This is a genomic window from Paucibacter sp. XJ19-41 (assembly GCF_028462495.1).
Classification (GTDB): Bacteria; Pseudomonadota; Gammaproteobacteria; order Burkholderiales; family Burkholderiaceae_C; genus Roseateles_E.
Genome location: NZ_JAQOWX010000032.1, coordinates 1 through 25698, shown reverse-complemented (window position 1 = coordinate 25698; position 25698 = coordinate 1). Strand labels below are relative to the sequence as shown.

At 66.0% G+C, this 25698-nt stretch carries 18 protein-coding genes, 1 tRNA gene and 1 pseudogene; 11 read left to right on the top strand and 9 right to left on the bottom strand.

All coding sequences use genetic code 11. The features are described from left to right. Positions 1-21: 21 nt before the first annotated feature. Genes PO768_RS10680 through PO768_RS10670 form a run of 3 tightly spaced genes read right to left on the bottom strand, consistent with a single transcriptional unit; the run spans position 22 to position 5072 of the window. Positions 22-3261 (bottom strand): efflux RND transporter permease subunit, encoded by a 3240-nt coding sequence (locus PO768_RS10680; RefSeq protein ID WP_272646057.1) that lies wholly within the window; start codon positions 3259-3261, stop codon positions 22-24. Positions 3262-3267: 6 nt separating this feature from the next. Next, positions 3268-4392: an efflux RND transporter periplasmic adaptor subunit gene (locus PO768_RS10675; protein ID WP_272646056.1), complete on the bottom strand. Its 1125-nt coding sequence runs from the start codon at positions 4390-4392 to the stop codon at positions 3268-3270. Then, positions 4389-5072, bottom strand: a complete 684-nt coding sequence (locus tag PO768_RS10670) for a TetR/AcrR family transcriptional regulator (protein WP_272646055.1) — start codon at positions 5070-5072, stop codon at positions 4389-4391. The genes PO768_RS10675 and PO768_RS10670 overlap by 4 nt, the downstream gene beginning before the upstream one ends. Positions 5073-5215: 143 nt before the next feature. On the opposite strand from PO768_RS10670, the gene PO768_RS10665 reads away from it, so the two are divergent. Genes PO768_RS10665 through PO768_RS10635 form a run of 7 tightly spaced genes read left to right on the top strand, consistent with a single transcriptional unit; the run spans position 5216 to position 12209 of the window. Beyond that, complete coding sequence (locus tag PO768_RS10665) at positions 5216-6040, top strand: undecaprenyl-diphosphate phosphatase (RefSeq protein WP_272646054.1); 825 nt, start codon at positions 5216-5218, stop codon at positions 6038-6040. A gap of 30 nt (positions 6041-6070) precedes the next feature. Next, the gene (gene map, locus PO768_RS10660; RefSeq protein ID WP_137942423.1) at positions 6071-6877 is read left to right on the top strand and encodes a type I methionyl aminopeptidase; all 807 of its coding nucleotides are present in this window, start codon (positions 6071-6073) and stop codon (positions 6875-6877) included. Between the two features lie 4 nt (positions 6878-6881). After that, on the top strand, positions 6882-9491 hold the full coding sequence (locus PO768_RS10655) for a [protein-PII] uridylyltransferase (RefSeq protein WP_272646053.1): 2610 nt from the start codon (positions 6882-6884) through the stop codon (positions 9489-9491). After that, entirely contained in the window at positions 9488-10546 is a 1059-nt protein-coding gene (gene mnmH / locus PO768_RS10650) for a tRNA 2-selenouridine(34) synthase MnmH (RefSeq protein ID WP_272646052.1), read from the top strand. The genes PO768_RS10655 and mnmH overlap by 4 nt, the downstream gene beginning before the upstream one ends. Positions 10547-10594: 48 nt before the next feature. Beyond that, positions 10595-11368, top strand: a complete 774-nt coding sequence (locus PO768_RS10645) for a DUF2189 domain-containing protein (protein ID WP_272646051.1) — start codon at positions 10595-10597, stop codon at positions 11366-11368. 5 nt (positions 11369-11373) lie between these two features. After that, positions 11374-11592 (top strand): DUF2788 domain-containing protein, encoded by a 219-nt coding sequence (locus PO768_RS10640; RefSeq protein WP_137942419.1) that lies wholly within the window; start codon positions 11374-11376, stop codon positions 11590-11592. Further along, complete coding sequence (locus PO768_RS10635; protein ID WP_272646050.1) at positions 11589-12209, top strand: YitT family protein; 621 nt, start codon at positions 11589-11591, stop codon at positions 12207-12209. The genes PO768_RS10640 and PO768_RS10635 overlap by 4 nt, the downstream gene beginning before the upstream one ends. Positions 12210-12212: 3 nt before the next feature. Here the strand turns inward: PO768_RS10635 and PO768_RS10630 are convergent, their stop codons facing one another. Next, entirely contained in the window at positions 12213-13094 is an 882-nt protein-coding gene (locus tag PO768_RS10630; protein ID WP_272646049.1) for an alpha/beta hydrolase, read from the bottom strand. A gap of 139 nt (positions 13095-13233) precedes the next feature. Between PO768_RS10630 and PO768_RS10625 the strand changes: the two genes are divergently transcribed. Further along, positions 13234-13309, top strand: a tRNA-Ala gene (locus PO768_RS10625). A gap of 9 nt (positions 13310-13318) precedes the next feature. Here PO768_RS10625 and PO768_RS10620 read toward each other — a convergent pair. From PO768_RS10620 to PO768_RS10600, 5 genes and pseudogenes are all read right to left on the bottom strand, one after another. Next, on the bottom strand, positions 13319-13501 hold the full coding sequence (locus PO768_RS10620) for a hypothetical protein (RefSeq protein ID WP_272646048.1): 183 nt from the start codon (positions 13499-13501) through the stop codon (positions 13319-13321). Between the two features lie 20 nt (positions 13502-13521). Continuing rightward, a complete protein-coding gene (locus PO768_RS10615; RefSeq protein WP_272646047.1) occupies positions 13522-16653 on the bottom strand; it encodes an NHL domain-containing protein in 3132 nt (1043 codons plus the stop codon). A gap of 464 nt (positions 16654-17117) precedes the next feature. Continuing rightward, positions 17118-17873, bottom strand: a pseudogene (locus PO768_RS10610) (IS1595 family transposase); the annotation flags it as partial. Between the two features lie 4 nt (positions 17874-17877). Continuing rightward, a complete protein-coding gene (locus PO768_RS10605) occupies positions 17878-20400 on the bottom strand; it encodes a lactonase family protein (RefSeq protein WP_272646046.1) in 2523 nt (840 codons plus the stop codon). A gap of 568 nt (positions 20401-20968) precedes the next feature. Next, positions 20969-21256 carry a hypothetical protein gene (locus PO768_RS10600; protein ID WP_272646045.1) on the bottom strand — a complete coding sequence of 96 codons (288 nt, stop codon included), beginning with the start codon at positions 21254-21256 and terminating at the stop codon, positions 20969-20971. A 321-nt stretch (positions 21257-21577) separates the two neighbouring features. Here PO768_RS10600 and PO768_RS10595 point away from each other — a divergent pair, with 321 nt between their 5' ends. The 3 genes from PO768_RS10595 to PO768_RS10585 form a co-directional block, all read left to right on the top strand. Next, positions 21578-23737, top strand: coding sequence for a TonB-dependent siderophore receptor (locus tag PO768_RS10595; RefSeq protein WP_272646044.1), 2160 nt, complete (start codon positions 21578-21580; stop codon positions 23735-23737). A gap of 16 nt (positions 23738-23753) precedes the next feature. Then, complete coding sequence (locus PO768_RS10590; RefSeq protein WP_272646043.1) at positions 23754-24059, top strand: iron uptake protein; 306 nt, start codon at positions 23754-23756, stop codon at positions 24057-24059. Between the two features lie 25 nt (positions 24060-24084). Further along, a partial coding sequence (locus tag PO768_RS10585) for a PepSY-associated TM helix domain-containing protein (protein WP_272646042.1) occupies positions 24085-25698 on the top strand: 1614 nt, incomplete at its 3' end.

The window sequence follows — 25698 nt, the reverse complement described above, 5'->3', positions numbered from 1 at the left end:
TTTCTGACTGCAGCGCGGATTCTATTTCGGCGGCGCCACGCTTTGGCCTTGCCAGCGCCGCCGCGCCCACTGCGACAGATCATCCAGATAGCAATAGATCACCGGCACCACCACCAGGGTCAGCAGCGAGGAGGTGATCACCCCGCCGATCACCGCCTGCCCCATCGGCGCGCGCTGCTCCGAGCCCTCGCTGAGCGCAAAAGCCAGCGGCACCATGCCGAAGATCATCGCCAGCGTCGTCATCAGGATGGGCCGCAGCCGCACCTGGGCGGCGCGCAGCAGGGCCGCCTCGCGGCCCATCGGCTCGCTGTCAACCCCGTGGCCATGCTCGCCCTCGCGGGCGCGGATCGCGAAATCAATCAGCAGGATCGCGTTCTTCGTCACCAGACCCATCAGCATCACGATGCCGATGATGGAAAACATATTCAAGGTCGAGCGGAAGGCCAGGAGCGCCAGCACCACACCGATCAGCGTCAGCGGCAGCGAGCTCATCAGCGCCAGCGGCTGCAGAAAGCTCTTGAACTGGCTGGCCAGAATCATGTAGATGAAGACGATGGCCAGGGCCAGCGCGCCGACCGCGTACTGGAAGGACTCGTTCATATTCTTGGTCGAGCCGCCGAAGCTGTAGCGGTAGCCGGGCGGGAAGGCGGTGTCGTCCAGCACCTTCTTGATATCGGCCGAGACCTCGCCCGAGCTGCGGCCCAGCGCGTTCGCGTCTATCGTGATCTCGCGGTTCAGGTCGCGGCGGTTGATCTGGTTGGGGCCGGTCGAGGGCCGGATCTCGGCCACCTGGGACAGGCGCACGACCCGCGCCGCGCCGTCGGCGGCCGGCGCCACCGGGATGGGCAACTGCGCCAGATCGGCCAGGCTGTCACGCCCCTGGGGCGCCAGTCGCAGCAGCACGTCGTAGTTCTCGCCATCGGGCGCACGCCAGTTGCCCACCGTCGTGCCGGCCAGCCAGGTGCGCAGCGAGCCCGCCAAGGCATTGACATTCAGCCCCGCATCGGCGGCGGCCTCGCGTTTGACCTCGATGGCCACGGTCGGCTTGTCGGGCTTGAGCGTGCTGTCCAGGTCGACCAGGCCGGGGATCTGCTGCAACCGCGCGATCACGCTCTTGGACAGGCGCTCCAGCTCCTTCAGGTCGGCGCCCTGGATGGAGAACTGCAGGCTCTTGCCGCCGCCCAGATCGGTCTGGCCGATATTGGTGACCGTGATGCCCGGTATCGTTGCGAGCTTGTCGCGCAGCGGCGTGACCAGATCGTTGACGCTGCGCTGTCTGTCCTTGCGATCCGTCAGCCGTACATAGATCGCGCCATAGATCTTGCCGGCCGCGAAGCCGCTGTTGATCGTCGTCACCGTGTAGCGGACTTCGGGCAGCTCGCGCAAGAGCGCGTCGATCTGCCGGGCGCGCGCCTCGGTGACCTCCAGCGAGGAGCCGACCGGGGTGTAGAAATTGACCTGCGTCTCGGACAGATCGGCCTTGGGCACGAACTCCTTGCCGAGACCGCCCAGCAGCGCAAAGCTCAGCAGCAGGGTCGCCAGCGCCACCAGCAGGGTCAGACCCTTGTGGGCCAGCGACCAGGCCAGGATTGTCTGATAGCCCGCCGACAGCCAGTCGGTGAAGCGCTCGAAGGCACCGGTCACCCGGCCTATGGTCTTGTCGTACAGCGTCACCGGCGGGCCGCCATGGCCTCCATGGGCGGCCGGATCGTGCCAAATGCTGGACAGCATCGGGTCCAGCGTGAAGCTGACGAACATCGAGATCAGCACCGCCGCGACGATGGTGATGCCGAACTCGTGGAAGAACTTGCCGACGATGCCACCCATGAAGCCGATGGGCAGGAACACCGCGACGATGGACAGCGTCGTCGCCAGCACCGCCAGGCCGATCTCCTGCGTGCCGTCCAGCGCCGCCTGCTTGGGGCTGGCGCCCATCTGCACATGGCGCACGATGTTCTCGCGCACGACGATGGCATCGTCGATCAGCAGGCCCACGCACAGGCTCAGCGCCATCATCGTGATGTTGTTGATCGTGAAGCCGAAGAGGTACATGAACAGAAAGGTGCCGATCAGCGCGATCGGCAGCGTCAGGCCGGTGATCACGGTCGAGCGCCAGCTGTTCAGGAACAGGAACACGATCAGCACCGTCAGCGCGGCGCCCTCGATCAGGGTCTGGCGCACATTGGCCACCGAGACACGGATGGCGCGCGAGTTGTCGCGATTGACCTCGGTCTTGAGGCCCGCAGGCAGCAGGCTTTGCGCCTCGGCCAGCGCGCGCTGCAGCCCGTCGACCACCGCGATGGTGTTCTCGCCCTGGCTCTTCTGCACGCTCAGGAGCACCGTGCGCTGGCCGTTATAGAGCGCCAGGCTCTCGATCTCCTGCGGGCCATCGACCACATCGGCGATCTGCCAGAGCTTGATCGAGGCGCCGTTCTTGCGCGCGACGACGATGTCGCGGAAATCCTCGGGGCGCTTCAGCCGCGCATTGATCTGCACGACCCGCTCCTGCACGGCCGAGCGGATATTGCCCAGCGGCAGCTCCTGGTTCTCGCTGCGCACGGCGGCCAGCGCCTGCTCCATCGTGATGCCCAGCGCCTCCATCGCGGCCGGCCGCAGCTGGATCTGGATCTGGCGCTGCAGCCCCCCGACCACGCTGACCGAGCCGACGCCGCGCACATTCTCCAGCCGCTTCTGCAGCACCTGCGTGGCCCAGGTGGTCAGCTCCTGGGTGCTTAGGCATGAAGCCCCCACGGCATCGCTGGCGATGCCTGCCCCCCGAGGGGGCGCGTCCGGCTTGGGGCGGCCCGGCGCCGGACAGCCATCGGTCGACAGCACAGCGACATTGAAGATCGGCACGCTCTGCGGATCAAAGCGCGAGATGCGCGGCTCCTTGACCTCGTCGCGCAGCGTGGGTCGCATCAGCGCGACCTTCTCGCGCACATCCTCGGCCGCCTTGCGGCCATCGACATCGAGATTGAACTCGACGATCACCACCGAGCTGCCCTCGTAGCTGCGCGAGGTCAACGTGCTGATGCCGGCCACCGTGTTGACCGCCTGCTCGACCTTCTTGGTCACCTCGCTCTCGACGATCTCGGGCGAGGCGCCCGGATAGTCCATCTGCACGACCACGGTCGGGAAGTCGATATTCGGGAACTGGTCGACCGACAGGCGCTGGTAGCTGAACAGGCCCAGCACGACAAAGGCCAGCATGACCATCACGGCCATCACCGGGTTCTGAATCGAGACGCGGGTGAACCACATGGGCGGTCAGCGCACGGCGGCCGGCATCAGCTTGACCACCGTACCCTCGGCCACCTGGCCGGTCGCGCCGCGCAGCACCTGGGCGCCCTCGCCCAGGCCGCCGACAATCTCGATCACCGGCTGCCCGTCGACCTCGCCGCTGCGGCCCGGCTCCACCGTCTGCGCCAGCACCCGGCCCTCGCGCACCAGCAGCACATAGGGCCGCGCCTTGTCGATGCGCAGCGCATCGGCCGGCAGCACCAGGCCTTCGCGGGCATCCAGCACCAGGCTGCCGCGCGCGAACAGGCCGTGGCGCAGCCCCGGCTTGGGCTCGACCCGCAGATAGAGCAGCACCGCGCGCGAGCCGGCCTGGGCGGCCGGGTTGATGCGCGAGAGCGTGGCCGGCACGGGCAAGTCCTGACCCTCGACCTGCAGCTGCGCCAGCGCGCCGATCTGCAGGCCGGCGATCTGCTCGGCCGGCACCGCCGCTTCCAGCTCCAGCCGGCTCAGATCGACGATCTCCAGGATGCGGCCGTCCAGCGGCACCCGCTCACCAGGCTGGGCCAGGCGCTGCGAGACCTGGCCGCTGATCGGCGCGATCAGCCGCGCATCGGCGCGGGCCTTGCGCGCCAGCTCGACCGCGGCCTGGGCCGACAGCCAGTTGGCCTGGGCCGCCGCCTCGCCGGAGGCCGAGGACTCCAGCGCGGTGGCCGAGATGAAGCCCTGGCCGACCAGAGCGCGGTTATTGTCCAGCGTGCGGCGGGCAATTTCCTGCTGAGCCTTGGCGGCGGCCGCGCCCTGCTCGGCCTGGCGCAGCCGCCAGTCGAGCTCGGTGGCGTCCAGCTCGCCGAGCAGCTGGCCGGCGCGCACCGGGTCGCCCTCGCGCACCGTCAGCGTCTTCAGCTCGGCCGCCACCTTGGCCTTGACCAGGGCCAGGTCCAGCGCCTTCAAGCCGCCCGACAGCGCCAGGCTGCGCGCAAAGCGCTGGCGCGTGGCGCTGGCCACATCGAGCGCGCCCAGTTCCAGCACCGCGCCGCTCCTCGCGACCACCGGTGGCGCCGCCGGCCTGTCGCGCCGCGACAGCAGCACCAGGACCAGCGCCAGCAGCGCCAGGCCCATCAGCAGGAGCTTGAATTTGCGGCCCGCTGTCATCGCTCGCTGTCCCTGGCTTGGCTGCCGGGCTGCTGGCTCAGCAGCCCGCGCAGCATCAGGTCCAGCTGCACGGCCAGCACGGCCTCGGGCTGTAGCGCTGGGCTCAGCATCTGGCAGGCCCCGAAGGAGTGCTCGAACAAGACCATCTGCAGCATCGGGGCGATCAGCACCTGCACGGTCTCGATCACCGGCACCGGCCGGAACTCGCCGCTGGCGATGCCGCGCGCCACCAGGCCGCCGAGCAGCTGATGGGTCGGCACGATGACCTCGTCCAGATAGAACTGCGCCAGCTCCGGGAAGTTGCGCGCCTCGGCCATCATGATCTTGCTGATGCCGCCGGCCGGCCCCAGGCCGACCCGTTGCCACCATTCGCGCAGCACCAGCGCCAGCAGCTCGGCCATGCTGCCCTGGTGCTGGGCGGCGATCTGCATGCCCTCGGCGATATGGCTGGCCAGATTGGCCCGCACCACCGCCTTGAACAGCTCTTCCTTGCTGGGGTAGTAGAGATACAGCGTGCCCTTGGACACGCCGGCGCGCGCGGCCACCTCCTCTGAGCGCGTGGCGGCAAAGCCCTTCTCGATGAAAAGGGCCAGCGCGGCCTCCAGCAGCTCCTGCGGCCGCGCTTCCTTGCGGCGCTGGCGGGGGCTGGCGGAGGGGGTCGGGGCGGGGGACGGCGGCATGCGGCTTGTACTGACTGACTGGTCAGTAATGTACGCAGCAGCTATCCGCCGGTCAATCGCGGCTTGTCCGGGCCCCGTTCTTGCAAGCGGCGCTGTCATGGGGCGCCGTTATCATGCGGGCCCAATCAAGCAGGGAGTGAGTGTTGGACGCAGTGCTGTTGATCAAGGCCGCCATCATGGGTGTGGTGGAAGGCCTGACCGAGTTTTTGCCGATTTCTTCGACCGGCCACCTGATACTGGCCGGCGCCCTGCTCGGTTTCGACGACGCCAAGAGCAAGGTCTTCGACATCGCGATCCAGACCGGCGCGATCTTCGCGGTCATCCTGGTCTACTGGCAGCGCCTGCGCGAGGTGGCCATCGGCTTGGGCAGCGAGGAACGTTCGCGGCGCTTTCTGATCAATGTGGCGGTCGGCTTCGCGCCGGCCGTGATCCTGGGCCTGCTGCTGGGCAAGGCGATCAAGGCCCATCTGTTCACCCCCACCGTGGTGGCGATCGCGCTGATCGTCGGCGGCTTCGTGATCCTGTGGGCCGAGCGGCGCAAGCAGGCCGTCGTGCGCATCGAGCATGTCGACGACATGACGCCGTTGGACGCCCTGAAAGTGGGCCTGGCCCAGTGCGTGGCGATGATTCCGGGCACCAGCCGCTCGGGCGCCACCATCATCGGCGGCATGCTGTTCGGCCTGTCGCGCAAGGCCGCGACCGACTATTCCTTCTTCCTGGCCATTCCGACCCTGATCGGCGCCGGCGCCTACAGCCTCTACAAGGACCGTGCGCTGCTGGCGCTCAGCGATGCGCCGATGTTCGGCGTGGGCCTGCTGTTCTCCTTCGTCAGCGCCTGGATCTGCGTGCGCTGGCTGCTGCGCTATATCGCCAGCCACAGCTTCGAGGTGTTTGCCTGGTATCGCATCGTGTTCGGCATCGTGATTCTCGCCACGGCCTGGAGCGGCCTGATTGCCTGGACGGCGTGAGAGGTAAAAGCGGTCTGAGATAATCCGCGCATGACGATCACGATCAAATCCGGCGCCGATATCGAAGCCATGCGCATTGCCGGACGCCTGGCCTCCGAGGTGCTTGACATGCTGACCCCGCATGTGAAGCCCGGAGTCACGACCGAGCAGCTCGACAAACTGGCCCACGACCATATCGTCCATGTCCAGAAGGCCATCCCCGCGCCGCTGAACTACTGCCCGCCGGGCTACACGCCCTATCCCAAGTCGGTCTGCACCTCGATCAACCATCAGGTCTGCCACGGCATTCCGAACGACCGGCCGCTGAAGAACGGCGACATCGTCAATATCGATGTCACCGTGATCAAGGACGGCTGGCATGGCGACACCAGCCGCATGTTCGTCGTCGGCGAGGGCTCGATCGCGGCCAAGCGCCTGTGCGCCTTCACCTACGAGGCCATGTGGAAGGGCATCGCCAAGGTCAAGCCGGGCGCGCGCCTGGGCGATATCGGCCACGCGATCCAGACCTTTGCCGAGAACGCCGGCTTCTCGGTGGTGCGCGAGTTCTGCGGCCATGGCATCGGCCAGGTCTTCCATGAAGAACCGCAGGTGCTGCACTACGGCCGCCCCGGCACGCTGGACGAGCTGGTGCCGGGCATGGTGTTCACGATCGAGCCGATGATCAATGCCGGCCGCCGCGAGATCCGCGAGACCGGCGACGGCTGGACCATCGTCACCAAGGACCGCTCGCTGTCGGCCCAGTGGGAACACACGGTGCTCGTGACCGAGACCGGCTACGAGATCTTCACGCTCTCCGAAGGCAGCCCGCCGCCCCCCGCCTTCATCACCGCCGGCTGAGCCCATGCTCGCTACGCCCGGCGGCGGCACGACCCTGGACATCGCCGAGCTGCGCCGCCAGCTCAAGCAGGGCAAGCAGGCGCTGATCGCCGACTTCCTGCAACACAAGGCCAGCGTCACGGCCGCCCACACCCTGATGCGCCAGCTGGCGCGCCAGGTCGATGCGCTGCTGCAGACGCTGTGGGCCCAGGCCGGCATGCCGGCCGGGGCCTGCCTGGCCGCCGTCGGCGGCTATGGCCGCGGCGAGTTGTTTCCCTACTCCGATGTCGATGTGCTGCTGCTGCTGCCCGACGGCTGCGAGGCCCACCAGCCCGGCGCCGTCAAGAGCAGCATCGAGGCCTTCATCACCGCCTGCTGGGACACCGGGCTGGAGATCGGCTCCTCGGTGCGCACGCTGGGCGAATGCCTGCAGGAAGCGGCCGGCGACGTCACGGTGCAGACCGCGATGCTGGAAGCACGCCCGCTGGCCGGCGCCCGGCCCCTGTTCAAGCGCTTTGAGAAGGCGCTCGGCCAGGCCATGGATGCGCGTGCCTTCCTGCGCGCCAAGACGCTGGAGATGCGCCAGCGCCACACCAAATACGACGACACGCCCTATTCGCTGGAGCCCAACTGCAAGGAAAGCCCCGGCGGCCTGCGTGATCTGCAGCTGCTGATCTGGATCGCCCGCGCCGCCGGCCTGGGCAAGACCTGGCGTGCGCTGGCCCAACGCGGCCTGATCACGCCCTTCGAGAGCCGCCAGCTGCAGCGCAACGAGGGCCTGCTGAACCTGATCCGCTGCCGCCTGCACGCGGTGGCCGGCCGCCGCGAGGACCGGCTGGTGTTTGATCTGCAGACCGCCGTCGCGCTGAGCTTCGGCTACGAGAACAGCCCGGGCCAGCGCGCCTCCGAGGTGCTGATGCGGCGCTACTACTGGGCCGCCAAGGCCGTCAGCCAGCTCAACCAGGTGCTGATGCTGAACCTGGAGGAGCAGATCAACGGCTCGCAGCAAGACCTGCGCCGCACGATCAATGCGCACTTCATGGAGCGCGCCGGCATGCTGGAGGTCGTCAGCGACGACCTCTACGAGCGCGAGCCCCACGCGATTCTCGAGACCTTTCTGGTCTACCAGCAGACGCCCGGCATCAAGGGCCTGTCGGCGCGCACCTTGCGCGCGCTCTACAACGCCCGCGAGCAGATGAACGGCGCCTTCCGCCGCGACCCGGCCAACCGCGCGATGTTCATGCAGATCCTGCAGCAGCCGGAAGGGCAGACCCATGCCTTCCGGCTGATGAACCAGACCTCGGTGCTGGGCCGCTATCTGTGGGTGTTCCGCCGCATCGTCGGCCAGATGCAGCACGACCTGTTCCATGTCTACACGGTGGACCAGCACATTCTGATGGTGCTGCGCAATGTGCGGCGCTTCTTCATCCCCGAGCATGCGCACGAGTACACCTTCTGCTCGCAGCTGGCCGCGCAGTTCGACAAGCCCTATCTGCTCTATATCGCCGCCCTCTTCCACGATGTGGCCAAGGGCCGCGGCGGCGACCACTCCGACCTCGGCGCGGTCGAGGCCCGGCGCTTCTGCCGTGACCACGGCCTGTCGCGCGAGGACAGCGCGCTGGTCGTGTTCCTGGTCGAGCAACACCTGACCCTGTCCCGGGTGGCGCAGAAGGAAGACCTGTCCGACCCCGAGGTGATCGCCGCCTTTGCCCAGAAGATGGGCAATGCGCGTCGCCTCACCGCGCTGTACCTGCTGACCGTGGCCGATATCCGCGGCACCAGCCCCAAGGTCTGGAATGCCTGGAAGGGCAAGCTGCTGGAGGACCTGTACCGGCTGGCGCTGCGCGCCCTGGGCGGCGCCAAGCCCAATCTGGCGGCCGATATCGAGGCCCGCAAGCAGGAGGCGCGCGAGAAGCTGGCCCTGCATTCGATGCTGCCCGATACCGAGGCGCCGCTGTGGGCCACCTTGGAGCTGAGCTATTTCGCCCGCCACGAGGCCGGCGATCTGGCCTGGCATGCGCGCTCGCTGTGGCGCCATGTGCAGGCCGCCACCCCGATCGTGCGCGCCCGCCCCTCGCCGATCGGCGAAGGCCTGCAGGTGCTGGTCTATGCGCCGGATCGCCAGGACCTGTTCGCCCGCATCTGCGGCTATTTCGATGGCGCCGGCTTCAACATCCTCGACGCCAAGGTCCACACCACCCGCAAGGGCTATGCGCTGGACACCTTCCAGGTCACCAGCTCCGACCTCGAATCGCATCACCGCGATCTGGTGCCCCTGGTCGAGTCCAAGCTCGGCGAGGCGCTGAACGCCGAAGGCCCGCTGCCCGAACCCAAGCGCGGCCGCTTGTCGCGCCGAGTCAAGTCCTTCCCCTTCACGCCGCGCATCGCGCTGCGGCCCGACGAGCGCGCGCAGCGCTGGCTGCTCTCGATCAGCACCAGCGACCGCGCCGGCCTGCTCTATGCGATCGCCCGCGTGCTGGCCCGGCACGGCATCAATCTGCAGCTGGCCAAGATCTCGACCTTGGGCGAGCGGGTCGAGGACACCTTTCTGGTCGACGGCGCCGCGCTGCAGCAGAACAAGGCCCAGCTGCAGATCGAAACCGAGCTGCTGGACGCCGTCTCGCTGCCTTCATGAGCACCCTGCCCTCCCATGTCGTCGCGGCGCCCGAGGCGCTGGCCGAGCTGGGCCGCTTCGATGCCATCGTCGATGTGCGCACGCCGGCCGAGTTCGCCGAGGACCATCTGCCCGGCGCACTGAACTGGCCGGTGCTCAGCAACGAAGAGCGCATCGTCGTTGGCACGCTCTACAAGAGCTCGCCCTTCGAGGCCCGCAAGATCGGCGCGGCGATGGTGGCACGCAATATCGCCGCCCATCTGGATGCGCATTCGGCGCCGCTGCCCAAGAGCTGGCGGCCGCTAGTCTATTGCTGGCGCGGCGGCCAGCGGTCCGGCGCGATGACCTGGTTCCTCGGCCAGATCGGCTTCAAGGCACGCCAGCTGCAAGGCGGCTACAAGGCCTACCGGGCCCAGGTGCGCGAGGACCTGGCGCAATGGCCGGCAGCCCTGCAGCTGCAGCTGCTGTGCGGCCGCACTGGCAGCGGCAAGACGCGCTTGCTGCAGGCCTTGGCCGCCGAGGGCGCCCAGGTGCTGGATCTGGAGGCCTGCGCCGCGCATCGCGGCTCGGTGTTGGGTGGCCTGCCCGGCGAGCCCCAGCCGAGCCAGAAGCGCTTCGACAGCCTGCTATGGCTGCGCCTGCGCGCGCTCGACCCATCCAGGCCTATCTATGTCGAGAGCGAGAGCCGCAAGATCGGCCAGCTGCGCGTGCCCGAGGCCTTGCATGAGCGCATGCGCGCCAGCCCCTGCCTGTGGCTGGAGCTGCCCGAGGCCGCGCGGGTCGAACTCTTGCTGCAGGACTATGCGCATTTCCGCGCCGATCCCGAGGGCTTCTGCACCCTGATCGATGGCCTGATCACGCTGCGCGGCCGCGACACGGTGCGCGGCTGGCAGGCCCAGGCCCGCGCCGGCCACTGGGCCACGCTGTTCGCCGCGTTGATGCGCGAGCACTACGACCCCGGCTACGAGCGCTCGCTGCAGGGCCATTTTCCGCAGCTGGCCCAGGCGCGCCGGCTTGAGCTGGCCAGTGCCGAGCCGGCGGCGCTGCAAGACCTGGCACGACAGCTGCCGACCTGATCCAGGTCAAGACGGGTGCACACTCGCACTGGCACTATCGGATCCTCGATGCGAACCCAACACGCCCTGCAGGAATCGCGCCGTTTCGGCGTCAAGCCCATCCCCTTGCTGCGCCCGCTGGGCTGGCTGGCGCGCGGTCTGGCCGATCTGCGCCGCTGCCCGGGCCCCTCGCTGGCCCATGGCCTCTTGATGGCCGCCGGCGGGAGCCTGATCTTCTGGCTGGCGCGCGAGCGTTTCTGGCTGCTGGCCGGCGCCTTCAGTGGCTTTCTGCTGGTCGCCCCCATCCTGGCCACCGGGCTTTATGCGATCAGCCGTGCGCTGGAGCGTGGCGAGCGTCCCGGCTGGAGCACCGTGCTGCAGGCCTGGCGGCCGCATGACGGGCGGCTGATCCTGTTCGGCCTGCTGCTGGCCCTGGCCGGCAGCGGCTGGGTGCTGACCTCGGCCTCGCTGATCACGGTGTTCGCCCCCGGCGCCATCGCCAAGCCGCTGGACTTTCTGCGCCAGGTGGTGTTGAGCGAACAGTCGCTGCTGTTCGAGGCCTGGCTGGGGCTGGGTGCACTGCTGGCCGCACCGGTGTTCGCTTCCAGCGTGGTCGCGATCCCGATGCTGCTGGACCGCCGCGTCTCGGTGCTCGCCGCGGTATTCACCAGCTGGCGCGTCGTGCTCGAGCATCCGGCGCCGGTGGCGCTGTGGGCCCTGCTGATCATGGGGCTGACCCTGATCGGCATGCTCACGCTGATGCTGGGCCTGATCGTGATCCTGCCGCTGCTGGGCCATGCCAGCTGGCATGCCTACCGCGATCTGGTGAGCCCCAAGGACTGACGGCGATGTTCGGCTACAGCGAGGAGCAGATCGCGACCTTCGGCCTGAGCTTCGGCGTGGCCGCCTTCATGCTCTATATGGTCTTCATCATTCTGCAGCTGGCCCGCGAGTCCAAGGCCGGCAAGCTGGGTACCTTCATCCTGCTGCTGGGCCTGGGCTTTGGCCTGGTGGGCTTCGCGGCCAAGGGCGTGATCAAGTTTTTCCTCAGCGGCATCGTCGAATGAGCAATGCCAGGCTGAGCAGCCGCAGCTTCCGTCACAGCCTGTTCGAGGACGCGCAGGCGCTGATCACCGGCACCTTGTTCGTCGCGCTGGGCGTGGCCCTGTTCAAGCAGGCCGGCATGCTGACCGGCGGCACGGTGGGCATCGCCTTCCTGATCCATTACGGCAGCGGCCTGCCTTTCGGCGCGCTGTTCTTCACATTGAACCTGCCCTTCTACTGGCTGGCCTATCGCCGGCTGGGACTGGCCTTCACCGTCAAGACCGTGCTGGCGGTAAGCCTGATGTCGCTGCTGTCCGAGCTGCTGCCGCGCTGGCTGCGCTTTGCCGATCTGAACCCCTGGTTCGGCGCCATCGCCGGCGGCCTGCTGATCGGCGCCGGCATGCTGATCCTGTTTCGCCACCGAGCCAGCCTGGGCGGGCTCAATGTGCTGGTGCTGTATCTGCAGGAACGCTACGGCTGGCGTGCCGGCTATGTGCAGGCCGGGCTGGACGCGCTCATCCTGCTGGCCTCGACCGCCTTTGTGCCGGCCGACCGCATCGGCCTGTCGCTGCTGGGCATGGCGGCCATCAATGCCGCGCTGGCGGTCAATCACCGGCCCGGCCGCTATATGGCGACCTGAGGACTACAACAGGCCGCTGTACCAACGCAGTTCGAGCAGCTTGCGCGCCAGCTGATGGCTGCGGCCTTCCGGGTTGGCCAGATCGTGCAGTATGCTGAAATGGTCAAGACCTGGCACCTCCTCGCAGACCGGCACGCTGCGCGCCCCCCAGACCTGGCGCAGCAGGCCGTTCTGGCGCTTGAACTCCTCGCTCTCCTTGGCGCCGACCACGCAGTACACCGGCGTCTCGTCGGGCGCCGGAAAATTGACCGGGCTCAGGCGCCGCACCGCATCGGCATCCAGGCGCAGATCGCGCTGGAAGGACGGCGCATGGCGCAGCGGCTCCAGATCATGCAGGCCCGAGATCGACAGCACGCCCTTGACCAGATGGCGCGGCAGATCCGGTGCCACCGCCTTCCAGTCGCAACAGGCCAGCATCGCCGCAAGATGGCCGCCGGCCGAATGGCCGACCAGCACGATCTGGTTCGGATCGCCGCCATGCTCGGCCGCATGCCGCCAGACCCAGGCCAGGGCCTGCACCAGTTGCAGCGGGATGTGTTCCATGCTGACGCCGGGGCACAGCGCGTAATTCGGGATCACCACCATCGCCCCCTCGTCGGTGAAGACCGGGGCCAGGAAGGAATGATCGGCCTTGTCCAGCGCCCGCCAGTAGCCGCCGTGGATGAAGACCAGCACCGGGGCCAGCGCCGAGTGCTCGGTCTGGGCCGGGAACAGGTCCAGGCGCTCGCTGGCATGCGGGCCATAAGCCAGGTCCAGCCGGCACGCCGATTTCTCGCGCGACAGCTGCGCCGCCCGCGTCCAGCGCTCGAGGATCTGCGCGCTGTCGGCCACGCGGGCCCGGTTGTCGTACTGCGTGTCAAACCACTCGGGAGCGTGGTCGGCCATGGGGCATCCTTTGCTTGTCGTTGCGGACCGAGATGGCCACAAGTGTCCCCCAGCCCGCCCCACGCGCGCTCTCGCCGAAAACCCGCAGTGAGGCCCGGCCATGATGGCTTGTGCGATTGCTATACTTTTTGCTCGCATCGGGGGGGTAGCTCAGCTGGGAGAGCGCCGCGTTCGCAATGCGGAGGTCGGGAGTTCGATCCTCCTCCTCTCCACCACGCGAATCCTCAGGCCTTGATATTCAAGGCCTTTTTCTTTGGCTCGGCCGACTTAGATGAGATGCTTAACTCAATGTCCAAGCTCGCGTCGAGCCCGCCCTGCTGGGCGCCCCGTACGACTGAGGCGCCGGGCTGCCCAGATTCGTTCAGAACCTGTTGCAGCAGTGGCGGCCGGTGTTCCATGGTGTTCATGACAGAGTTGTCGTGATCGGCTAAGGCATCGTGAACAGCAACACCGCGTTCTCCGATGCAATAGCCATGCGCTTTGAGTCGAGCATTACGAGGCCCTTCGGGTGCGACAGGCGCCCGTTGCTGCCGAGCACAACCCCCTGCAGGCCTGGCATCCCGAGTACCGTCGTGACGGTACAGTCTGGCGTAAGCTTGCGAATCGTCTGGTTGTCCGCCACATACAGATTGCCAAGCGAATCGAACGCCATCGGTCCCACGTCGTAAAAACGCGCTGAGCTGCAGGTACCGTCAGCCGCCCCCTTGGTTCCCGCTAGGCCAGCCAACGTCGACGCGACGCCCGCTGGCGATATTTTTTCGATGGTTGTGCCGGTCGAGATATACAGATTACCGGCCGCGTCAACCGCTCCAACTCGGCCGACCTGCGGCAGAAGTGTGACCGCACCCTGTGGTGTGGTCTTCAAAATGCTCTGGATGCTGGAGGTGTAGACATTTCCGTTCGCGTCAACCGCGACACGATCGACGCCGGGGAACAGCGAGTACACGATGCCACCAGCATTGACGGTGTGAAAGCCGTGACCGAACATCTGGGCCACATACAGACGACCATTGGCATCAATGTCCACATCATCCGGTGCGTTGACACCAGTGAGCCAATCGGGCGCAGTCGCCTGACCCGGCAGCGTACTCACCGAGCCGTTCGGCGTCACCTTGCGGATCGAGCGACTGCCGGAATCGGCGACATAGATATTGCCCGCAGTGTCCGCCGCCAGGCCCATGCCTCCTGAAAGCCGTTCGCCGAAGCGTGCCAGGCTGCCGATGCTGTCAACGCTGCTCCAAGTCGGCGGTGCACCGGCGAAGGTACTGACGTCGCCAGCCGGCGTGATCTTGCGGATGCGATGCATGTCGGTATCGGCGACAAAGAGGTGCCCCATCGCATCGACCACGATACCGGATGGCCAAGCGAACTCCGCTGCACGCCCCATCCCATCGAGCAGGCCATGATTGCCGGAGCCTCCAGCCAATGTCGACACTATGCCCGTCGGCGTGATCTTGCGGACTGCGGCCCCAAGGCCTTCAACGACATAGAGGTTTCCAACTGCGTCCACAGCAATCCCCTTAGGGGCCTGAAAACGCGCCTCGACGGCGGTGCCGTCGACCATCTGTCGGTCCCCCTTCACGCCGGCTACCGTGGATACCACGCCAGCAGATGTGATCTTCCGGATTCGCCCGTTATCGGTATCGCTCACGTAGATATTTCCGGCCGCATCCACGGCCATACCTTTGGGATCAGCGAGGTCGGCGGTGACTTCGTCTACAAGCACGCTGAACTGGCCGGTCGGCGAAAGCTTGCGAATGCTGCGGTTGGCGACATAGACGTTCGACGCACCGTCGACAGCAAGCGCACTTGCCCCGCCCCCATGCGCCAGTGTCGTCACGACACCGGCCGGTGTGATCTTGCGAAGACCGGCCGAATCATCAGCAACGTAAACGTTGCCAGCACCATCGACCGCGACGCTGTGCGGCTTCCGGAATTGCGCCGCCGCACCTGTCCCGTCGCCGCTGCCCGATGCCAGCGGCGAGCCGGCCAAGGTTGTCACGCCGCCGTCAGGTCTAATTCTTCTTATCGTGGAATTGAGGTGATCGGCGACAACCATGTCGCCATTGGGTGCCATGGCGATGCCTCGGGGCTCGTTGAAGCGCGCCGCTCCAGCTCTACCGTCAGTACTGCCGAAGCCCCCGATCTGCCCCGCCAGCAGGCTCAGCCCTGTTGCTGGGATGCTGTGGAACGATAACTTCGCAGGTAGACTCTTGATGGTACGGATCCCCTGAGTTGCGACAGCACGGAAACGCTTGCCGGCGTCCCATGGTGCAGTGGCTGGTAGCGCAAGGACGGTGCCCATGGCCCATCGGATGTCCTGCCAGGTGGTCCCCTCATCCAAGCTGACCTGCCACTGCACTGCAGTCGCACCCTCTGCCGACGCAGTGAAGGACACGGCCTCCCCTGCACTGATGCTGGCGTCAGCCGGATGCACCGAGAAGGTGAAACCTGGTGTGACGGTCAGCGTGCCTACAGTACTGACGACGACACCGGCAGTGTTTGTAGCAACCGCGCGAAATCGCTTCCCTGAGTCGACCAGTGTTGTCGTGGCCAAGCTCAGCGTGGCGCCGGTAGCACCCGTGACGTTGCTCCAACTCGTACCGCCGTCAGTGCTCACCTGCCACTGCAGGGTCGGGGTCGGTGTGCCCGTCGTGGCAACCGTGAAAGCCGCGCCCGTCGGCGCTGTTGTCGCGACATCGGCAGGGGAGGTCACGAAACGAGGCTCCACCGGCGCCGGTTCCACGGTAAGCAGCGCAGGCATGCTGGTCTGCGAGCCGGCGGTATTCGTTGCGACCGCACGATACTGGCGACCATCGTCGGCCTTCGTCGTTGCCGCGATAGCATAGCTACCGGCGACGGCCCCCGGCAGATCGGTCCATGCACTGCCACCATTGGTACTGACCTGCCACTGAATCGCCGGTGCCGGGTTGCCGTTGGCCATCGCGCTGAACATGGCGCTACGGCCGGCAGTGACCGAGGTGTTAGCCGGCTGTGTGGTGAAGAACGGCACGGCGGGTGCCGCCTGCACTGTCAGCAAAGCAGCATCGCTGGCGATGCTGCTCGCAGCATTGCGGACGACAACGCGATAGCGCTTGCCGTTGTCGGGCACGGCGACTGCGGTGACATTCAAGGTCGCGCTTGTGGCTGTGTCGATATGGACCCAATGAATTCCGTTGTCAATGCTCACCTGCCATTGGTAGGTTAGCGACGTACCAGTGGCCGTCACCGAGAAGTTGGCCGACTGCCCCTCGGTCAAGGCAATGGCAGGCGGCTGCACGATGATCGTTGGGGCGATGACTAGCGTCATGCTGGTCAGCACGACGGCCGAACTCGTAACCGAGTTAGTGCTACCGGTGACTACGACGCGGTATTGCGTACCCGTCATTGAAGTAACCGTCGCTGATGTCGTGTAGGTCGCTGATGTCGCTCCAGCGATGTCGGTGAACGATCCTCCGGCAGATTTGATCTGCCATTGATATCCGACTGCGTTGACCGCAGTCACTCCAAATGTTGCTGCGCTGCCTTCTATGACAGTCTGGTCGGAGGGCTGGCCCACGATGGCAGCCGCAGCGGGCGGAGGTGTGCTGGTGTTAGGCTCGCCCCCACCACCGCCGCCGCAGCCGGCCAATATATTGATGGACAGGCACGCCTGTGCTATGAGCTGCCAAAAACGCATTCACCCCCCCTCGGGCCAAACATGATCTCGCCACCCTGGAGGGCATGCGGTCACTTCGTGTGGTCGCTACTGTGCCCGAAATAACTTAAAGAGATTAGATGCCACGCCACCTATTTTGGGGGATGCCTTGGTATTGGCGGCTTTTCAGCTTCGGCCAAATCGTGGCAAGCCTCATCCAGCTCGGCTTTCCTCGCCGCAATTTTCGTCGCGTCTTCCGTGCGCTGCGATTCGGCAAGACTCCTGTTGGGCTGCGGAGCCCGAATATGAGCATCCCGCTCTCGGCCAGTGACGCATCGCGGTGCATCGGGCCTTGTTCGCAGCAAAGGTCTTTTTGAGGCCTGCGATCACATGGCTGCAGCCAGAGCTAGCAATGACGCGATCTGGTCGCGAGTTCGAGGCGACCGATCCATTGGCTCCGAACCATCCCAAGATAACTGGCTAGGTAAGAGGTGGCTCCCTTGAAGCGCGCCATCCAGTTTTTGAGTCGACCATGATAAGCGTTGACGTTCTGAAAATACCACGGCCCCTGTGCTCGCGAACCCTTGGACATATTGAGCACATGGCGCTCGATGTCGAGCTTGCGTGCGACGGCCACCAACCCGCCACCGCCGTCCGAGCGCAGGATGGAGTCGCTGGCGAGCAGTGGCGCCAGAACGGCAAGCTCGTGCGCCTTGTCCGCCACTTCCAAGATGAAGTCCATGCTCAATCCCGAGCGGTCGCGCGCCACCAGCACAGGCACCTGCTCATCAGACAAGCCTCGCTTGGCGGCACTGCCGCCGCGCCGACGCCGGGCGCGCCCCTTGACTTGCTGCCCCTTGTACAAGCGCAGGAAAAAGGTTTCGTCCGCCTCGATCACGCCGAGCAGAGCATGCGCCTTGACGTCTTTTGGCAGTTGCAGAAAACGGTGACGCCAGCGAAACGCGAAGCTTGGCGCGACATCCAACCACTGCGCCGTCTGGTGCACGCTCAGCCCCTCGGCGCAACACCTGTGCCTGAGTCAGCCACTTGGCCTTTTGACGCAGTCGCGCTAGCGGTGTGCCGGTCAAGGCGTTGAACACCTTGGCGCAGTTGCGGCACTTATAGCGCTGCAACTCGCTGGCCTAGTCACAGACCCGACTCCCGATACATCGGGCACGGCAGATTCCTCGCAAGATTGCGCTCGAATCTCAGCTTTCCAGTGCCGGCATCAATCCGAAACAATCTGATTACCCTTGAATCGTCGGGCAAGAGGGTATCTGCGTAGAGATAGCGGCCCGACACATCGACGCTGACACAGGAGGCAACCGGGAAACCATTGTCAATGTCAGGCTGCAGGCGCGATGGCAATCCCGTGACCGGATCGATCGACATCGCGGTCAGCGACCCGAAAACCATGGGCATCGTCGGCCCATGGTCGAAATGGCCCGCACTGTTGACATACAAATAACGCCCGGATGGATGCAAGGCCAGTGCCTGGGAGTTCTTCCCCAGATCACCGGTCGAGCCGATTGAAGTAAGGCGCCCCGACTCGGCATCCACCGACATGGTGGCAATCGAGCCAGGCAACCAGTCGATCCCCGACACCCCTCCCTGCAATACATAGAGGAAGCGGCCCGAGGGATGTAGTTTCATCTCCATCCGCGGCGGGTCCGTGAAAGGCCGGGCTGTCTGAACCCAGGTCAGGGTCCCATCGACCGCACTGATGCGCAGCACCTCGATGTGACCCGTGGGAGACTGCACGTACAGGAAGCGCCCGGCTGGATCGACGATACCGTCACGCCCCTCCCACAGCGTGGAGGTGATTTCGCCGACCTGCTTCAGAGTGCCGGCCAAGGGATCTGCCTTGAACGAGCGGATCTTCCCGTTCCTGGTCGGGGAATAGGCGTACTTTCCTGAGGGATGGGCCGTAATACCGGTCGGCCGGTCCAAGTTCATGATCTCGGTCACCATCCGACCCAGCCGGCCAGTTTGGGGATCCAGGGTTACCATGTCCAATGAGCCCGAGTACGGCACGCCTGTATCGCCGTTCGCAGCAAACACCAGCGCCCCGTCTGCCGAGAAGGATGCACCTTTCGGATCTCTGCCACTGGAAAAGGATATGGAACCATTGCCACTCGAGTGAGCGAATGTGCCGGTCGCCGGATCCATATCGAGCATACCCAGCCCGCCAAAGATGGAAGGGTAGTATGCGAACATTCCGCCGACAGGCTCGCATTGCACGACAGGAGCCGCGACGTCAGCCGCAGATATTGCGCCTGTTCCGTCAATCACCTCACAGTTCATCATCGGCCGGCGCGGCTGCGCCTTCACGGTGATCCGGTAAGCCGAACCGCTGGCAAGCGGACCTTTGAACTCGAAAGCGCCATCGCCGCGCACCTCGAGATCCTCGGCGCCATTCAGTTGGAGGCTGAGCGATGGCGCCCAAAGCCCACGCACCACCCCTCCGACCTTGTATGCGTTCGTGGAGCATGACACCGTGACGCCGCTCACATCCGCGTCGGTGACCGGTCCGACGGCCGTATCTGCATTGACGGTACAGGTCTGGGACGGGTTTGATGGCTGCGTCCGCACCGTGACGGCATAACGAGCGCCACTGGCAACCGGCGTACGGAACTGAAAGCGCCCGGTGCGGTCGGGAACGGTCTCGTCGCCGCCATTGTTGCGCAGCACAAGGCCGCTTCCTTGGAGCCCTCGAATCTGACCGGCGACAGTGAAGCTGCGATCCGTGCACACCACGCGGACTGTGTCGACATTGGCTGACGAAGGCCCTGCGGTACCGACGCCATTGACCACGCTGCAGGCCTGGCTGGGTGAGGACGGCTGCTGTAGAACCGTGACGGCATAGCCCGCACTCGCGGATACAGGCGCTGCGAACGTGGCAGACCCGTTGCCGCTGACAGCGAGGTCGTCCGCTGCATTGTTCCGCAGAACGAGGCCTGTGCCGGTTAGGCCAGCGACCTGAACAGTCACGGCATAGTGGTTGGTCGCGCACTGGACCCGCAGGTCGCCGATCTCCAGTGCAACCACAGTGCCCGACGCCGTACCGCTGCCGAGCGAACAGGTCTGCGCCGGTGACTGCGGTTGAGATTTCACTTGAACCTGATAGGTCGAGCCGCTGGGCAATTGGTCGGGAAACCGAAAGTCGCCATCCGAAGCGAGCGGCAGGGTCGTCGTCCCGTTGAGTTGGAGGGCAAGGCCTTGCCCCTTCAATCCGATGACCGTGCCGCCAATACCATAGTGATTGACGCCACATTGGATCAGTGCTTGGCGACTGTCGGCGCCGCTCACCTGGCCCCGTGCAAGGTCCGAGGTGATAGAGCAGGTCTGGGCGGGTAAGGCCGGGTGAGCATGCACCGCAACCGAATACAACGTCCCATCAGCCAGTTTCTGCGGAAACGCGAAGATGCCATCGCTTCGGATGCTGAGTAGCTGGCTGCCATTGAGCGCTACGACCAACTCCCCGCCGGCCAAGCCACTGACCGAGCCACCTACAGCGTAGCTTCCTATCGTCGTTGGAGGGGGTGTGATTGCCGGGGCATTGCCCGAGTCGGCACCACCACCACCACCACCACCACCACCACCACCACACGCGCTGAGCATGACGAAAACAAGCGCCGCACAGCGACGTTGCACGTTCGTTAAAAGCATGGAAACTCCCTGAGTTTGGCCTCTATGAGCGCACGGACACGGGGTCGCGCACTATTGCCGCGCCTGCCAATGGCGCGGAAACGGGTGGGCAGTTTAGGGCTTAGTGAGTCCCAGGCCAGTAGGCCCTTCCCTGACAAGGAGCGCCGACGAGCGCGCTCAGCATCATGGCGGAAAGATCGATATGCAGACCGGTTCGTGCGCGATGACGGGAAAACGGGCAACGTTGGCCATGTCTGCGGCGCGATGCTGGCTCATGGCCGAGCGGCACGGCACAGACCAGGCCCCCTGCATCGCGACTCCACAGAAAGACTCGGATGATCGATGGCGCCTATTTCGAGCGACTGATGGCGCGCCCATCGGTGCGATATGTCATCGCCGAAGCCAGGCCTTGTTCCCAGTACCACCCGCCGCGCCAAGCGGACCCGGCACGCTTCCTGACGAACGACCGATCAGCCGAACGGCGGTCGGCAAAAAAAGCCCGACGGCCTCAGAAGGCCGTCGGGCAAAACGCGCGGGTCGTGAAGAACAAACGCCCGGCAACTGCAAGGTAAAAAGGGAGGCGCGGCGCTCAGTGCGAGCCGTAGGCGCCGGGATCGAACTCGTCATCGTCGATCTCAAGATCGCGCGGGCGAGCCAGCAAGGCCGCCATCGCGCGCCGGCGATCCGCGCCCGAGCTCACCGCCCGGTCCAGGATGGGCGCGAGCTGCGGGTCGCTGCGGATGCGCAAGCGGGCCTGGCGCACGGCGGCCATGAACTGCGGCTGCTTGGCAAACACATCCAGATAGTCCCAGTGGCGTTCGGGAAACTCGCGCCACCAGGCGATGATGCTGTCAGGGTCGTTCAGATTGAGATTCATGGTGATGCTCTCGCTCGCTCGGGTTTGCTGGCGAGATGGCCCTCGCTCAATACTGTGTAAATATACAGTATTTAGTGAGGCTGGCAAGCGTTTGCAGAGCGCACGGCCGTTGCATCAGCACCACCGGATCGGCGGGCGAATTCAATAACGGGAATCATTCTCAATTAAGATTGCACCTCTTGCGGTCTCGCTGCGCGCGACCGCCCGCCCGACGCGCCAGCCATCGCCAGCCACGGAAGTCCCCCGACAGCGGATGCGCCTGCCCAGGCAGCGCGCCCGCCCTCGTTGCCCGCCCCTGATTCCCGCTGGAGTTGTCCGCTGATGAGCCCCCAGAAGTCCTGGCGTCCCCACGCCATCGCCCGCGCCACTGCGCTGCTTTTGCTGCCGTCCGCGCTGTGGGCGCAGAACAGCCCCGCCCCCGAGTCCGCCGAGGCCTTGCCGACGGTGCGGGTCAAGGCTGCGGCCGACAAGGAAAGCGCCGGCGGGCCGGTCAACGGTTATGTCGCCAAGCGCAGCGCCACCGCCACCAAGACCGACACCCCGCTCAACGAGGTGCCGCAGTCGATCTCGGTGATCAGCGCCGACCAGATCCGCGACCAGAGCTCGCAGACCATGCAGGAGGTGCTGCGCTACAGCGCCGGCGTGCGCTCCGAGATGTACGGCCTGGACAACCGCGGCGACTGGTTCTCGCTGCGCGGCGGCAGCGAGGGCTCGACCCTGCTGGACGGCCTGCGCCTGCCGCTGAGCGGCTGGTGGGGCGTGGTGCGCAACGAGCCCTATGCCTTCGAGCGTATCGAGGTACTGCGCGGCCCGGCCTCGGTGATCGCCGGCCAGAATGGCCCCGGTGGCGTCGTCAACCTGGTGTCCAAGCGGCCGCAGGCCGAGAGCCTCCGCGAGCTCGGCGTCCAGCTCGGCAATAACGGCCACAAGCAGATCTACGCCGATCTGGGCGGCGTGCTGAACAGCGACGCCAGCCTGCTCTACCGGGTGGTCGGCCTGGTCAAGGACAGCGGCACCCAGGTCGACCATGCCTATGACGAGCGCCAGTTTTTCGCGCCCTCGCTGAGCTGGACACCGTTCGCCGGCGCCAAGCTGAGCGTCTACGGCGAGTTCCAGAAGGACAAGACGGGCAACACCAATGCCTTCTTCCCGATAGACGGCACGCTGCGCCCGGGACCGCAGGGCTATCTGTCGCCCTCGGTCTTCATCGGGGAGCCCGATTGGGACCGCTACGGCGGCGAACGCAAGCGCCTGGGCTACGAGTGGGAGCAGCGTCTGAACGAGCAATGGAAGCTGACGCACCGGCTCCGCCATGACCGCATCGACGGCCAGATGCGCACGATGTATGCGAACTGGTGGGAAGGCTACTTCGATGCCGACGGCAAGGCCAACCCGAACGGCCAGTACCTGAAACGCACCTGGTCTGCCAACGACGACAGCAACCGCATCACCAACAGCGACCTGCTGCTGGAAGGCCGGCTGCAGTTCGGCGCCATCCAGCACACCGTGCTGCTGGGCGTCGACGCGATGCGCTCGCGCAGCGGCCACAAGTCCTGGGATGGCGCAGCCACGGCGCTGAATGTCTACAAGCCGGTCTATGGCAGCTTCCCGCTGCCGGCGCTGTCCGCTGTCAATGCCGACATCAGCCGTGTCAGCCAGACCGGGCTGCTCGTGCAGGACCAGATCAAGTTCGGCCCGCAGTGGGTGCTGGTAGCCGGCCTGCGCCACGACCAGGTCAAGAGCGGCGATGCCCGTGATTCCGCCACCTCGAAGAACCTGGGCCTGGTGCACCTGATGGATGGCGGCTGGTCGCCCTATGCCAGCTATGCCGAGTCCTTCGAGCCGGTGGCGGGCAAGGACTTCGAGGGCAAGGCCTTCAGGCCCAAGCAGGGCAAGCAGATCGAGTTGGGCCTCAAATGGGCGCCGGTCAACCGCAACATCACGGCCGCTGCGGCCATCTACGAGCTGCGCGAAACCAACCGCCTGACCAATGACCCGGACCCTGCTCATGTCGGTTTCTCGGTGCAGCGCGGCGAGGTCACGGTCAAGGGCCTGGAGCTGGAGCTCAACGCCAGCCTGCGCCAGTGGGATCTGCTGGCCAGCTACACCTATATGGACGCCTACCAGTCCAAGGTCGAAGGCAGCGACCGGGCCTATCTGGGCAAGCAGCTCAGCAGCATTCCCAAGCACAGCGCCTCGGTCTGGGCCACGCACCGGCTCGACGCCTATGGCCTGGCCGGCTTCAAGGCCGGCGTCGGGCTGCGCCATGTGGGCAAGACCGCGGACGGCGCCGACATCACCAGCGTGCCCTCGACAAACCTGCTGGACCTGATGCTGTCCTGGGACCGGGGCCCCTGGCATGCCGCGCTCAATATCAGCAATGCCACCGACAAGACCTATATCGCCTCCTGCCTGGAGCGGGGCGACTGCTGGTTCGGCAGCCAGCGCAAGCTGGTGGGCTCGCTGGCCTACCGCTGGTAAGCGACGGCGACACGCGATGAGCAGCACCCCATTCACCCCTCCGTCCCGCCTGCACGTCGTCGCCCGCATCGCGGCGGCGATGCTGGGCGGCTATGCCTTCTGCTGGGGCTTTGTCGCGCTGTTCATCGCATCGATGTTCGCGGCCGGCATGCCTTTCCACGATGCCGAGTCGCTCAGCTATATGCTGGCCTTCCTCCACTTCCTCGGGGTGTTTCTGTGGGCCGTCGCGGCCCGCAGCCTGGCCCGCGTCTGGGGTGTGCTGGCGGGTGGCGGCGCGCTGATGACTGCGGCGGCCTGGCTGATCCAGCGCGCGCTGCTCTGAATCCCTGACCCAAGGAGTAAGACCCGTGTTCCAGAACTTCCGGCTCACCATGGCCTGGCTGCACACCTGGTTCGGCCTGGTGCTGGGCTTTGTGCTGATGGTGGTGTTCTTCTTCGGCTCGCTGTCGGTGTTCGATCGCGAGATCGACCGCTGGGCGATTCCCGAATCGCGCTTCGCGCCGCAACCGATGCCTTCGTTCGACCGGGTGCTGCAACCGGTGTTCAAGGCCATGACCAAGCCCGACGAGGCCAATATCGAGGCCGCGCGCGAGCGCGTCAACGGTCCGATGGCCGACAGCTTCCCGGTCATCAACAGCTGGGGCGCCTACACCACGCACCGCGACCCGGTGCTCAGCGTCTTCACCAGCTTTGTGCTGCCCAATGCCAAGCAGGCCGACGATGTGGTCTGGGGCAGCCTGACCATCGATCCGCGCGACGGCCGCCCACTGCCGCAAGACCACCTGAAGATCGGCAGCCAGTTCTTCTACCCGCTGCACTACAGCCTGAACCTGCACTGGAAGAACCTCGGCACCTGGATCGTCGGCTTCGCCGCCCTGATCATGCTGGTGGCCCTGGTCAGCGGCGTCGTGATGCACCGCAAGATCTTCCGCGAGCTGTTCACCTTCCGGCCGAAAAAGCACACCCAGCGCAGCGCGCTGGACCTGCACAACCTGACCGGCGTCGTCGCCCTGCCCTTTCACTTCATCTTCGCGCTGTCGGGGCTGGTGATCTTCGGCGGCATCTATTTCCCGGTCACCCACACCCAGCTGGAGCCGCTGCACGAGCTGCATGAGCAGCACGAGGCAATGGAAACCGGTCTGCCGGCCCAGCGCGCCGGCCAGCCGGCGGCGTTGGCCTCGGTCGACGCGATGGTGGCCGAGGCCCAGCGCCGCTGGGCCGCCAAGGGCATGGCCGGCGAGGTCGGCTTTCTGAGCGTGCAGCATGTCGGCGACGCCAATGCCTATGTCAGCATCTACCGCGCCGGCACCGACCGGGTCACGCTGACCGGCGAGGGCATGCACTTCAAGGGCAGCAGCGGCGCGCTGATCCGCGAGGATCCCCCGGTCACCGCGGTGGCCGGCATCAACAACTTCCTGACCGGCCTGCATCTGCAGCACTTCCGCCACTGGCTGCTGCGCTGGCTTTATGTGCTGGGCGGGCTGTCGGGCTGCGTCTGCATCGCGACGGGCTTCATCTTCTTCGTCGAGAAGCGCAAGCGCCAGCATGCCAAGCAAGGGCTCAGCGGCGCGCGCTGGGTCGATGCGCTGGCCGTCACCACGGTGACCGGCATGCTGATCGCCACCATGGCCGTGCTGATCGCCAACCGTCTGCTGCCCGGCGATCTGCCGGCGCGCGGCGACTGGGAGCAGTACGGCTTCTGGGGCGCCTGGCTGCTGGCTTTTGCCCATGCGCTGTGGCGCACGGCGCCGGTGTCCGAGGGCCGCATCGCACCGGCCTGGGGCGAGCAGTGCTGGGCGGTGGCCGCCCTGGCGATCACTGCCGTGCTGCTGAACTGGGCTAGCACCGGCGATCATCTGCTGAGCACCTTGGGCCGCGCCTACTGGCCGGTGGCCGGCGTCGATCTGGCGCTGCTGGCCAGCGCCGCGCTGGCCGTGCTGGCGGCGCGCCGGCTCGGCCGA